Source organism: Salinibaculum sp. SYNS191 (assembly GCF_037338445.1).
GTDB classification, from domain to species: Archaea; Halobacteriota; Halobacteria; order Halobacteriales; family Haloarculaceae; genus Salinibaculum; species Salinibaculum marinum.
Genome location: NZ_CP147838.1, coordinates 2,335,483 through 2,347,167 on the forward strand (window position 1 = coordinate 2,335,483; position 11,685 = coordinate 2,347,167).

Consider the following 11,685-nt stretch of genomic DNA (forward strand, 5'->3'; position numbering starts at 1 on the left):
CACGGTTTTGCCACCGCATCGAGAATCCGAGGACATGTTATCGAGGCAGTTCGTCCGCGAACACACCGACGAGGTCCGGGACGCCCTCGCCCTCCGTGGCACCGAGGACGTCGACCTCGACGCCATCCTCGCGGTCGACGAGGAGTGGCGCGAACTGAAAGCCCGCGGCGACGACCTGCGCCACCAGCGCAACGAGGTCAGCAGCGAGATCGGCGAACTCAAACAGGCGGGCGACGAGGAGGCGGCCCAGGAGGCCATCGAGCGCTCCCAGGAACTCAAGGCCGAACTCCAGGAGGTCGAGGACCGCGCCGACGAACTGGAGGCCGAACTGGAGGCCCACCTGCTCGAACTGCCCAACGTCCCGCAGGACGACGTTCCGCCCGGCGAGGACGAGTGGGACAACGAGGAGGTCCGACGCGTGGGCTTCGATTCCCTCCGCGAACTGCCCGACGCGGTCACCCCGCACTACGACCTCGGGGAAGACCTGGAGATACTCGACTTCGAGCGCGGCGCGAAGGTCGCCGGCGGCGGCTTCTACTTCCTGAAGGGCGACGGCGCGCGCCTGGAGCACGCGCTCATCCAGTTCATGCGCGACGTCCACCGCGAGCAGGGCTACAGTGAGGTGTTCCCGCCGATTCCCGTCAACTCGGTCTCGATGCGGGGCACCGGACAGCTTCCGAAGTTCAACGAGGACGCCTACCGCGTCGGCGGCGACGAACACGACGACTACGACGACGACGACCTCTGGCTCTGTCCCACCGCCGAGGTGCCGGTCACCAACATGTACGCCGACGACATGCTGCTGTCCGACGACCTGCCCATCAAGCACCAGGCCTACACCCCCAACTTCCGCCGCGAGGCCGGCGAACACGGCACCGAGACCCGCGGGATGGTCCGCGTCCACCAGTTCAACAAGGTCGAACTGGTCAACTTCGTCGAACCGGCCGACAGCGACGACCGCCTGGACGCGCTCGTCGACGAGGCCGAGGAAGTCCTCCGGCGACTCGACCTGCCCTACCGCGTCGTGAAGCTCTGTGGCGGCGACCTCACCTTCGCCTCCGCGAAGACCTTCGACATCGAGGTCTGGGCTCCCGGCGACGACATGGACTACGGCCCCGACGAGGGCGGCCGGTGGCTGGAAGTCTCCAGCGCGTCGAACTTCGAGGACTTCCAGGCCCGCCGCGCCGGCCTGCGCTACCGGCCCGAGCGCCACGAATCCGCCGAGTACGTCCACACGCTCAACGCCTCCGGGCTGGCGCTGCCCCGCGTGATGGTCGCCGTCCTGGAGTACTACCAGAACGACGACGGCACCGTCACCGTCCCGGAGGCACTGCGCCCCTACCTCGACGGCCAGGCGGTCATCGAGGGCCACGAACCCATCGGCGAGGCGGCGGTCGGCGCGGGCGAACGCGAGTAGTCAGGCGGTGAACGTCCGGATTCGCGCTATCTTCTCACCTTCGAAGGAAAAGACGTCCGCGAACCGCGCAATCGTCGTTCCGTCCGCAGCGAGCAGGCGGCCGCGGACGACGACGCCCTCGCCGTCGACCTGTTCGTAGACGCCGTCGACGGGGTGGGTGGTGTCGTTCATCGGGCGCTCGTCGCGCATGAACTGTACGAACCGGTCGCTGCCTTCGAGAGTCATATCGGGCCGCTCGTGGACGAAGCCGGGGGTCAACAGCCCCGCGAGCAGGTCGTAGTCGTCGGTGTCGAGCGCGCGGTAGTACGCCCGGGCGGTGTCCGCCGGCGCGTGGGTCGGGTCCTCGCTCATCGTCACAGTGAGTCGGGGACCCCGTGGCTCCCGTCCTCCTCGACACCGGTGCTCTCGTCTGTCGTTTCGTCCGCCGCGCTCTCGTCTTCGTCTTCGTCCGTGCTCTCCGCTCCCTCGGTCGGGTCCGCGAGGTCCAGCGTCCCGTCGACCGACAGTTCCTCGTCGTCGGTCTCCTCGCCGTCCTCCTCGGCGGTCCCGGACTGCGACGGGCTGTCGGGACCGGCGCCCCCCGACGTGGCCTTGGCCGCGGGTTGGCCCTGCTCGGTCTGGGCCTCGACTTCGGCGGCTATCTCCGCCAGTTCGGCGTCGTCTATCGTGTCGCCCTCGCTCTCCACGTCGTCCGCGGCTCCGTCGCTGGCGGCCGCCGCCTGGTCGGGTGTCCCTTTCGGCTCCGTCGCGTCGGCTGGGCCTCTCTCCACGCCGTCCTCTGTCGCGTCCGGCCCGTCGTCGATGTCCGCGTCCAGGCTGGCCGTGGGTTCCTCCTCGTCCGGGAGGAGCGTGGTGGCCTCGTCGTCGTCGGTCTCGGCCGGGTCGTCCCCGGGCGGGAAGTCGTCGGGGTCCGGCGGCTCGCGGATGTCACGAGCGGTCTCCAGCGGCCGTTCGGCGTCATCGCGCAGGTCCATGGCGTCGGCTCCCTCGCCGCTGGCGTAGGCGCTGGCGGACCCGGCGAGCCACTCCGCGGCCCGGGACAGCGCCCGGGACTTCTCCTTTGCGCGCTCGAAGTACGGCACCGTGTCGTCGCCCTCGCCGAAGCGGACGGCCGTGTCGAACTGGTCGGCCGCCTCGTCGAACTCCTCGCGGGCGCGCGAGAAGTCGTTCTGGGCCATCATCCACTCCCGGTCGCCGAACTCGTCCATCGCGCTGGTGAACGCGCGCCGCCCCTCGACGTAGTGTGCGTGGCCGACGCGGTAGCGCGCCTCGGCGATGCCGGCCCCGCCGATGTCGTCGACCGCACGCCGGACGGCGTCTGTCGGCGGAAGTTCGCGGAGTTTCTCGGTCTGCCAGGCGTACTGGACCGTCCCCTCGGGGTCGACGACGACCACGGCGCGGTTGCACTGGTAGCCGCTGTCGGGGTCGACGGCCACGCCGTAGTCGGCGGCCACCGCCCCGTCGACGTCCGAGAGCAGCGGAATCCGGAGGTCGTACGCCTCGGCGAACTCCCGGTGGCTGTAGACGCTGTCGCCGGAGATGCCGACGATGGAGACGTCCTTCTGCATCGTGAAGAGGTCGAGTTGGTCGAGGTCGGTCGTCTCGCCGTCGCAGCAGGGATTGAAATCCGCGGGGTAGAAGGCCAGCACGACGATGTCGTCCCCGAGGTAGTCCGCGAGGGAAACCTCGCCGAACTCGCCGTCCGCGACGGCGGGCAGCGTGAACTCGGGGGCCTCGTCACCGTCCTCAATCATTGTCAGGAATTCCCCGCACGCACACTTAACCCTGGGGGCTGCTGGCACCGCGCGGGGCGGGGCGCTTTTGCCCGCCGCCCGACAACGACCGGTGTGGAACTCCACGTCCGCTACGAGGGCGACGACGACCCGAAGAAGTGCACGGCCCGCAAGCTCGACCGGCTGGGCCACGCGACGCTGCACCGGTCGGCCCGGGCGACGCCGCCGGGCATCGTCCTCAACCCCTTCGCCGAGCAGGCGCTCTCGCCCGCGGACGCCGAGTCCGGTCCGGACCGGCTCGTGGCGCTGGACTGCTCGTGGGAGACCGCCGAGCGGGAGGCCTTCGACCTCGACGGTCCCCAGCGCTCGCTGCCCTTCCTGGTCGCGGCCAATCCCGTCAACTACGGGACTGCCTTCCAGTTGAACACCGTGGAGGCATTCGCCGGCGCGCTCGCGATTCTCGGCGAGCGCGAGCAGGCCGCGGACATCCTCTCGACGTTCTCGTGGGGGCCGACCTTTCTCGACCTGAACGAGGAACCGCTCCGGCGGTACGCCGACTGTGCGGACTCGACGGACGTCGTCGCCGTCCAGGACGACTACCTCGCCGACGAGTAGCGGGGCGACGCGTTGCCCCGCGCACTGCGGCTAGAAGCCCGGGCCGTCGGAGCTCACGTCGAGGGGACTCGACGGCAGCCCCGCGGGCGGTTCGGGATCGTTGTACCCGCCGGGAGCCACGTCGTTGGGGGCGTCCGGGTAGAACAGCGCGGCCAGGCGCTGGATGTGCAGTCGACCCACGTCGAGTTCGAACTGCCCGCCGCCGTACATCGCGATGTCGCGCTCGAAGCAGTAGTCCAGCGTCGCCAGCAGGCGCTCGACGCTGCCAAAGCGGGAGGGCTTGATGTTGAGCCAGGACGGCTCGAAGGGCAGGGCCTCGACGTCCTCGATGCCGTGAATCGGTGCGTCCCACGCGACGCGGTCTTCGCGGCCCTCGAACAGTGGCCGCGTGGCATTCGTCAGTGCGGGGTCTTCCACGACCGCGTCCGGGAAGGCATCGAGCAGGCGCTCGTAGAGGTCGGGGTCCGGCGGCGTCTCGACCTCGGTGCCCTCGTAGTGGCCCTTGAAATCCAGCGTGCGGACCGCTCCCGTTTCGGCCAGGTCGTCGATGACCTCCGGCGTCCAGTTGGGCGTCGGGTCGAGTTTGAACTCCACGTCGGGGTCGCGCTCCAGCAGGCGGTGGACGCGGTCGGTCGTCGGCGGCTCGTCGCTCTCGGCCGCCGAGAGGCGGGTGCTGACGACGAAGCGCACGGGGTCGACCGAGCGGTCGAGGAGGTCGGCCAGCGTCGTGTCGGCCTGGCGGAGCGCCAGGTCGAGCGCGGCGCTCTCGAAGCCCCACCGCCGGTAGTTGTGGAACACCTCGCGGTCGATGGGGTCGGGAAAGAGGTCGGTCTCCGCCAGCAATCCCGAGAAGGAGTCGAGCGTGTACTCGCCGGCCAGCGGAAGGTCCAGCGCGTCCCACTTCGCGGGGTCGTGTTCGTCGGCGTCGTAGGTCACGTCCTCGCCGCGGCCGGTCGCGCCGTCGCCCGACAGCGAGACGACGGTCGTTGCGCGGGTGAACCCGCTGGAGGTGTCGCGTTCGTGCCGGTCGACGGAGACTGTCTCGACGGTCAGCGGGAGGTCGGCGACGTGGTCGTAGAGCATAGGATGGACGACGGTCCGCGGAGGAATAACGGCTCGGGCCGAGACCACGACGCTTAAGCGCGCCCGGGAGAAATCGACGGGTATGGCTCGATTCGAGAAGGCAGAAGCGCGCATCTTCACGAAGCAGATTTGCATGCGCTGTAACGCCCGCAACGCGCAGCGAGCGACCCAGTGTCGCAAGTGCGGCTACGGCAAACTCCGCCCGAAGGCACGCGAGACCCGGAGCACGTAGTTCCTCTCTGTTCTCTCGCCGCCACCCGGCACCACTAGCGGCGTCTCCATCTCTTTCCGACTGAACCCCCGCCGAGCGCCTGCTCAGCGGCGGCCCTACACTCCCAGACTATCTTTGGTGGTTAATACCATTAGAAACCATTCAATGGTAATCAGCGACGGGTTTATATGTGTCGCGCGACTATCTTCACGTGCATGCCACCAGTTACCAGCCAGTCGTCGACCACGACGGACGCGTCAGGGCGAAAGAGCACGCTCTTTTGCCCGGCGTGCGGGCACGCGAGCCCTGTGGACGGGGACTGGCGGGTCCAGGCACGCGGAGATCACGTCGCCTACGACTGCCCGGTCTGTGACGAGACGATTGCGGAGCGCCCACGCCATGCGAGCGCGTCCTCGACCTCGATGTCCCGCGGCCCGTCCGTCGACGGGTCGCTGCTCGCCCGGTCGCTCCGGCTCTCAGCCGCCTGGACGGCATGGCCGTACACGCGACGCGCGTGTGCACTTCGGTAGTTCCCCCCCTTACGCAACTACCACCTCTCTCACAACCACACGACAATCCCGTACCGGCCACCCGGACCGTTCACCCCTCCGGGTACTTCGTCCCGTACCGGCCACCCGGACCGTTCACCCCTCCGGGTACTTCGTCCCGTACCGGCCACCCGGACCGTTCACCCCTCCGGGTACTTCGTCCCGTACCGGCCACCCGGACCGTTCACCCCTCCGGGTACTTCGGTTCGCGTTTCTCTGCCCGTGAGAGGGCCGTCTCCACCACGTCGCGCACGTCGCCGTGGAACGTGTCGCCGTGACCGGAGTACATGTACTCGACGCTGTCGGGCATCCGCTCCAGTAGCGTCCGAATCGACTCGATGAGTCGCTCGCGGCTCATCCCGTCGTGGCTCTCCCCCGGGAAGTCCGTCCGACCGAAACTCCCGTAGTCGAACGCGCCGTCGTTGTGGACCACCACGTCCCCGGAGAACAGCGACGACTCGCTCACGAGCGAGACGTGGTCGTCGCCGTGGCCTGGCGTGTACACGACGTCACACGCCTCCGAACCGACCGTCACGGTGTCCCCGTCCGCGAGTTCGTGCGTCCGCACGGGGTGGTCGGCGTAGGCGTAACAGTCCGCGTCGAAGGCCTCGACGACGGCATCCAGTTGCGCGACGTGGTCGCTGTGCTGGTGGGTCACCACCACCTTCGAAAGGTCGTCTGTGTGTTCCCGTATCGTGTCGACGACGCCGTCCATCGCGCCGGCGTCGACCAGCGTCGGCTCTGTCCCCAGCGCGAGGTAGGCGTTGCAGGTGAACACGTCCGCGTCCGCCGTGACGTTGTAGACGTCCATACCGAGGGGTGGGACTGCGCAGGCTTGAAACTGGGGTGGAAAAGTGGCTGTGCGAGTATCCGACGCAGCTACTCGATGTCGATGACGTGGGTGTCGTCCGCGGGTTCTTCCTCCGTCGGGACGACGACTTCGAGGACGCCGTTGTGGTAGGTCGCCGTGATGTCGTCGGTCACCACGTCGCCGTCGATGTGGACGCGCTCGTGGACGTGTCGGCTGTGACGGCGGGTGCCGTGGCTGGTCTCTTCGGAGACGTCGCTCTCGCCGCGGACGGTGAGGGAACCGTCCTCGAAGCTGATGGTGAGGTCGTCCTTCTCGAAGCCGGGGAGGTCGGCCATCACGACGTAGCCGTCGTCGGTCGGCTCGACGGAGAGGTTCGTGTCGGTCCGCCAGTCCTCGGTCCGGGGTCGGGATGTGGAACCGAACGCCGGCGTCTCGTCCAGCATGGACCAGCGCATCTGTTCGAAGAGGCGATTCATCTGCTCGAACGGGTCGTTTCTGAAAGCCATAATCAGGTAGTATTGGGCGAGAATAATATTAAGATTGGCGAGAAATATGCTATCACGTGTTCGATAGACGTAAAAAAATCTCGGTATGTGTCCGGTTTGTGGAATCTGAACAGGTTGTCCGCTCTCGGGACAGCAGCCGTGTGTGGACGAACTCCTGCCCGATTGATTTTTCAGTCTGAACCCCCAAATACCGCGTGTATGGGGTTCGGGAGTTACGACGAATCCGAACAGGAAAATCAGGAGTACGACACTGACCTCGAAGACGAGGACGGTGTAAACGCTGCAGAGAACACACACGACGGCGAAGTCGAGTACGAGTTCACCGCTTCGAACGACGAATTGCTGGACCGACTGCAGGACATCAAGGAGAACACGTAGCCGTGAAGGCCGGGGTCCGCGCCCTCGGCGTCGCGGAGTCGTATCGCGCGGACCGCAGCACGCTCGCCGGTGCCGTCGTCCGGGCGGACCGCGTCACCGAGGACTTCGTCTTCGGGACGTGTACCGTCGGCGGAACCGACGCCACCCCCGCCATCGAAGCGCTCTTCGAGCGGCTGGACCGCGAGGACGTGCGCTATCTGTTCGTCGCCGGTATCGCTCCCGCCTGGTTCAACGTCGTCGACCTCCACGCCCTCGCCGACGCCACCGGGCGACCCGTCCTGTCGGTATCTTTCGAGGACAGCCCCGGGCTGGCGGGGGCGATTCGCGAGGCCTTCGACGGCGACGCGGCCGCGCGGCGGCTGTCGACCTACCGCGCCCAGCCAGAGCGCCGGCGCGTCGCCGTGAACGACGAGACGGTGTTCGTCCGTGGCGTCGGCATCGACGACGCCGAGGCCGCCGACGCCGTGCGCGCGTTCACGCCCGAGGGCGGCCGGCCGGAACCGCTCCGCGTCGCCCGCAGCGCCGCCCGCGCGGCCGAGCAGTTCCGCGCCCGGCTGACCGGCGACGGAGAGTAGCTTCTTTGGTCGCCCGCGGCGTCCGTGGGGTATGGACGACAGCACGGCAGAGGACCTGGCCTGTATGGACGGGCTGACCGTGGCGGGATGCGAGCGCTGTCCCGCACTGGTCGCGTCCCGGAGCCGCATCGTCAACGGGGTCGGTCCCGCGGACGCGGCCCTCCTGTTCGTCGGGGAGGCCCCCGGCGCGAACGAGGACCGCGAGGGCGAACCCTTCGTCGGCCGCAGCGGCGACGTACTCGACGACGGCCTCCGTGAGATCGGTCTCGCCAGGGCGGACGTGCGCATCACGAACTGCGTGCGGTGTCGGCCACCCGAGAACCGCGACCCGCACGTCGAGGAACTGGCGAACTGCCGGGGGTACCTGGAGGCGGAACTCCGGCGGGTCGACCCGGAACTGGTCGTCACGCTCGGGAAGGTCCCGGCCGAGCACCTGCTGGGGCGTGACGTGGCCGTCACGAGCGAGGCCGGCGATGTGGACGACTGCACGGTCGACGGGGAGACCTACCGCGTCATGCTCTCGGTCCACCCGGCGGCGACGCTGTACGACCCGAGTCAGAAAGAGACGTTCGCGGACACGCTCCGGGCGGCCGCAGAGTACGCCGGCGAGGGCGGGCAGTCGACGCTCGGCTCCTTCTAGCGGCTCATCCCGAGCCACTTGCCGGGGTTGAACAGGTCGAGCAGTGCGCCGACGAAGCCACGCTTTTCCTGTTCGCCCGGGCGCAGGTACGCGCGGATGCGCGAGGAGACGAGTTCGATGGAGAGGACGATGACGATGACCGCCACGATACCGGCGGCGGCGGTCGGATACTCGAGCAGGCCGAGGCGGCCGTCGATGTACATCCCGAGGCCGCCGACGCCGAGCACGCCCAGCGTGATGGCGATGCGGGTGTTGATTTCGAGGATGTACAGCGTCCAGGCGATGAAGGAGTTGGTCACCTGGGAGAGCATCCCGAAGATGACGACCTGCGCGCGGTTCCCGCCGGTCGAGCGGATGGCCTCGATGGGGCCGTCGTCGATCTCCTCCAGTTCGTCGGTGAACAGGCGGCCGAGGTTCCCGACGGTGTCGGTCGTGATGGCGAGCACACCCGTGGCGGGGCTGATGCCGAGAATCGGGATGTAGATGAGCAGCCAGACGATGGCCGGGATGGCGCGGATGGTCGACATCGTGCCGCGGAAGATGAAGTTGAAGGGGAACGGGATGACGCGCTCCGAGCCGAGCACACCGAACAGGAGCGCGAACGGGAAGCCGAGCACCGTGCCGGTGAACCCCGCTGCGACGGTGGTGTAGGCCGCGGAGATGATGACGTTCCCGTTTCCGGCGGTCGCCTGTGCCAGCGTGTCCATGATGTGCGTCGGCCAGACGCCGGGAATGATGCCCCATAGCATGCCGAACTCCCAGGTGAACAGCGTGGTCGAGAGCGCGGCGAAGCCCTTGATCTCGTTTTCCTTCGTGTAGGTCGTCAGGTCTTCGAAGTTCGGGGGGAGGAGACCGCCGACGAACCTGCTGAACTCACGCTGTGCGCGTGGTGTGGTGAGGTCGGCGAAGTTGAACCCGAGGAAGTCCAGGAAGACGAAGTACGTGAGATAGACGATCGTCAGGAACGCGGTGACGTACAGCCCCCGGCGAATCATTCGCTTGCGCCAGAGGCGCTGTCGCGCGTCTTCGATGTTCTGTGCCAGCTCTGATGCGTCGTCGGTTGCCATTATGACTCCCTCTCGATGCTTTTTGCGGTCTGGTGGTCGGCCTCGACGGAACTGTCTCCCTGCTCGCTCTGGCCGACTGTCTTCACGACCTCGTCCTCGTCGTAGTAGATGTCGGAGACGACGTCCATCGTGAGGTCGTCCTTCCCGCCGTCGAAGACGACCTCGCCGTCGCGCAGGCCGATAAAGCGCTCACCGAACGCCCGGGCGATGTTGACCTGGTGGAGGCTCGTTATCGTCGTGAGTTCGCGCTCGTCGGCCGCGGCGCGCAGGTAGCCCATCACGTCCTCGGCGGCCTTCGGGTCGAGGCTGGCGACGGGTTCGTCCGCCAGGAGCAACTGCGGGTCCTGGGTGAGCGCGCGGGCGATGCCGACGCGCTGTTGCTGCCCGCCGCTCATGCTGTCGGCCCGCTGCCCGGCCTCGTCGAGCAGGCCGACCGTGTCGAGGGCGTTCAGCGCCATCCGTTCGACGTCGTCGCCGTACTGCGTGGTGACGCTGCGGGCGACGCCGGTGCGGTTGAGCGCCCCCGTCAGCGCGTTGCGGTACGCGCTCATGCTCTCGACGAGGTTGTGCATCTGGAACACCATCGCCACGTCCGACCGGGTGCCTGCCACCGCCTCGTCGCCGACGTAGATTTCGCCCGATGTGGGTGATTCGAGTCCGTTCAGCAGGCGCAGGAGGGTCGATTTCCCGGCGCCGGAGGGACCGAGCAACACCATGAACTCGCCGTCCTCGACGGTGAAGGAGACGTCGTCGAGGGCGACGGTGTCCTCGCCGTATACCTTGCTGACGCCGTCGATGGTTATTGTGGCCATCTAAGTTCCTCTTTGTCTGGTCTGTGAGTAAAAATATGGCTGTTCGTCAAGCTACAGTGTGGAGTGTTACTCGAAGACGTCGGCGCCGTAGCCGAGCGTCTTGGCCTTGTCGATGACTGGCTGGTACTTCTCCAGGGACGCCGGGCGGACGTCGCTGAACCAGAGGTCGTCGTCGGTGTCAGCCTCGCCGTCGGCACCGATGTAGAGTTCGTCCCCGGCCTCGGTGAAGGCCTTCTGCACCGTCGTCTTCTCGTCCTCGGAGAGCTGTGGCGAGACCATGATGGGGGCGCGCGGAATCCCCTCGGCCTGCTCGACCGGCTCGACGCCGTCGACGAAGCCGGTGCGGTCCTCGTTGGCGACGATGAAGTAGCCGACGCCGGCGGCGTCGACGCTGCCGGACTTGAGGGCCTCGGCGGCCTGTGCGTGGGTCGACCACCGGGGCGTGAAGTCAGCGCCCGCGGGCGAGCCGGGTTCCTCGGGAACCGAGAGGCCGGCTTCCTTGAGCATCGAGAGCGGGTACAGCGACCCACTGGCCGACAGCGCGTCGGCGAAGCCGATCGTCTTGCCCTCCAGGTCGGTCAGCGACGAGATGTCCGTTTCGGGGCGGGTCACGATGGCACTGGAGTACGTCCAGGAGCCGTAGCCCTTCCGCTGGAGGAGCACCTCCGCGTTGCCGGAGTTGACACCCAGGGCGGCGGCGAACGGGCCGGTCTCGGCGATGTCGCCGGTGCCCGTGCCCAGCGCGGTCAGCGTCGCCGAGTAGTTGGCGGCGTACTGCATCTCGACGGTGTCCACGGCGTCGACGTAGCTATCCAGGCGCTCCTTGATGGGCGTGTACTGCGCCCGGAGCTGGTCCTGCGGTTCGGAGGGCGACATCAGGAACTTGATCTTGTTGTCCACGTAGGCCTTGCTGTCGGACCCATCGGACCCGGACCCACCGTCCGTGGAGTTGTCGCCACCTGACCCGCTCGACCCGTCGGAGCCGTCACCGCTGCCCCCGTCGTTCGAATCACCTGAACACCCGGCAAGTACACCAATTCCACCGATTGCACCGACTCCCTTCAGGAACGTTCGTCTGGAACGCATACAGTTTGATTAAACAAAAAACAAAGTAAAGCGTTCATATGTTCTCCCACATTTATAACATACTCACATATATCTATATATAGTCTATATATACTTGAACGATACTCGTTACGTCTGGTGTTTTTCGTTCACTCCAGCCGGCTTCCGGGGTCGGTCGCCGACGGGCAGTGGCGCAAGCGGTGGCCCGACCCGAACGCACTTAG

General features: G+C 67.3%; 15 protein-coding genes. 6 read left to right on the plus strand and 9 right to left on the minus strand.

Annotated elements, in window-relative coordinates:
* Positions 1-34 precede the first annotated feature (34 nt).
* Entirely contained in the window at positions 35-1,417 is a 1,383-nt protein-coding gene (serS, locus tag WDJ57_RS12530; RefSeq protein ID WP_338901159.1) for a serine--tRNA ligase, read from the plus strand.
* On the opposite strand, the gene WDJ57_RS12535 is transcribed toward serS, so the two are convergent.
* Complete coding sequence (locus WDJ57_RS12535; protein WP_338901160.1) at positions 1,418-1,768, minus strand: nuclear transport factor 2 family protein; 351 nt, start codon at positions 1,766-1,768, stop codon at positions 1,418-1,420.
* Positions 1,769-1,770: 2 nt separating this feature from the next.
* Positions 1,771-3,171 carry a peroxiredoxin family protein gene (locus tag WDJ57_RS12540; protein ID WP_338901161.1) on the minus strand — a complete coding sequence of 467 codons (1,401 nt, stop codon included), beginning with the start codon at positions 3,169-3,171 and terminating at the stop codon, positions 1,771-1,773.
* 93 nt (positions 3,172-3,264) lie between these two features.
* Between WDJ57_RS12540 and WDJ57_RS12545 the strand changes: the two genes are divergently transcribed.
* A complete protein-coding gene (locus WDJ57_RS12545; RefSeq protein WP_338901162.1) occupies positions 3,265-3,765 on the plus strand; it encodes a DUF367 family protein in 501 nt (166 codons plus the stop codon).
* Positions 3,766-3,795: 30 nt separating this feature from the next.
* Here the strand turns inward: WDJ57_RS12545 and WDJ57_RS12550 are convergent, their stop codons facing one another.
* Positions 3,796-4,848 (minus strand): hypothetical protein, encoded by a 1,053-nt coding sequence (locus tag WDJ57_RS12550; RefSeq protein ID WP_338901163.1) that lies wholly within the window; start codon positions 4,846-4,848, stop codon positions 3,796-3,798.
* An 82-nt stretch (positions 4,849-4,930) separates the two neighbouring features.
* Here WDJ57_RS12550 and WDJ57_RS12555 point away from each other — a divergent pair, with 82 nt between their 5' ends.
* Positions 4,931-5,080 carry a 50S ribosomal protein L40e gene (locus tag WDJ57_RS12555; RefSeq protein WP_338901164.1) on the plus strand — a complete coding sequence of 50 codons (150 nt, stop codon included), beginning with the start codon at positions 4,931-4,933 and terminating at the stop codon, positions 5,078-5,080.
* Positions 5,081-5,411: 331 nt separating this feature from the next.
* On the opposite strand, the gene WDJ57_RS12560 is transcribed toward WDJ57_RS12555, so the two are convergent.
* From WDJ57_RS12560 to WDJ57_RS12570, 3 genes are all read right to left on the minus strand, one after another.
* Positions 5,412-5,564, minus strand: a complete 153-nt coding sequence (locus tag WDJ57_RS12560) for a hypothetical protein (protein ID WP_338901165.1) — start codon at positions 5,562-5,564, stop codon at positions 5,412-5,414.
* 227 nt (positions 5,565-5,791) lie between these two features.
* Positions 5,792-6,418, minus strand: coding sequence for an MBL fold metallo-hydrolase (locus WDJ57_RS12565; RefSeq protein WP_338901166.1), 627 nt, complete (start codon positions 6,416-6,418; stop codon positions 5,792-5,794).
* 68 nt (positions 6,419-6,486) lie between these two features.
* Positions 6,487-6,924: an Hsp20/alpha crystallin family protein gene (locus WDJ57_RS12570; protein WP_338901167.1), complete on the minus strand. Its 438-nt coding sequence runs from the start codon at positions 6,922-6,924 to the stop codon at positions 6,487-6,489.
* Between the two features lie 198 nt (positions 6,925-7,122).
* On the opposite strand from WDJ57_RS12570, the gene WDJ57_RS12575 reads away from it, so the two are divergent.
* From WDJ57_RS12575 to WDJ57_RS12585, 3 genes are read left to right on the plus strand one after another with little or no spacing between them, the layout of a single operon-like run.
* Positions 7,123-7,302 carry a DUF5786 family protein gene (locus tag WDJ57_RS12575; protein WP_338901168.1) on the plus strand — a complete coding sequence of 60 codons (180 nt, stop codon included), beginning with the start codon at positions 7,123-7,125 and terminating at the stop codon, positions 7,300-7,302.
* Between the two features lie 2 nt (positions 7,303-7,304).
* On the plus strand, positions 7,305-7,877 hold the full coding sequence (locus WDJ57_RS12580; protein WP_338901169.1) for a DUF99 family protein: 573 nt from the start codon (positions 7,305-7,307) through the stop codon (positions 7,875-7,877).
* 55 nt (positions 7,878-7,932) lie between these two features.
* Positions 7,933-8,517 carry a uracil-DNA glycosylase gene (locus WDJ57_RS12585; RefSeq protein ID WP_338906292.1) on the plus strand — a complete coding sequence of 195 codons (585 nt, stop codon included), beginning with the start codon at positions 7,933-7,935 and terminating at the stop codon, positions 8,515-8,517.
* On the opposite strand, the gene WDJ57_RS12590 is transcribed toward WDJ57_RS12585, so the two are convergent.
* The 3 genes from WDJ57_RS12590 to phnD form a co-directional block, all read right to left on the minus strand.
* The gene (locus tag WDJ57_RS12590; RefSeq protein ID WP_338901170.1) at positions 8,514-9,584 is read right to left on the minus strand and encodes a PhnE/PtxC family ABC transporter permease; all 1,071 of its coding nucleotides are present in this window, start codon (positions 9,582-9,584) and stop codon (positions 8,514-8,516) included. The genes WDJ57_RS12585 and WDJ57_RS12590 overlap by 4 nt on opposite strands.
* Positions 9,584-10,396, minus strand: a complete 813-nt coding sequence (locus WDJ57_RS12595; protein WP_338901171.1) for a phosphonate ABC transporter ATP-binding protein — start codon at positions 10,394-10,396, stop codon at positions 9,584-9,586. The genes WDJ57_RS12590 and WDJ57_RS12595 overlap by 1 nt, the downstream gene beginning before the upstream one ends.
* A gap of 66 nt (positions 10,397-10,462) precedes the next feature.
* Positions 10,463-11,482, minus strand: coding sequence for a phosphate/phosphite/phosphonate ABC transporter substrate-binding protein (gene phnD / locus WDJ57_RS12600; RefSeq protein ID WP_338901172.1), 1,020 nt, complete (start codon positions 11,480-11,482; stop codon positions 10,463-10,465).
* Between the last annotated feature and the right edge of the window lie 203 nt (positions 11,483-11,685).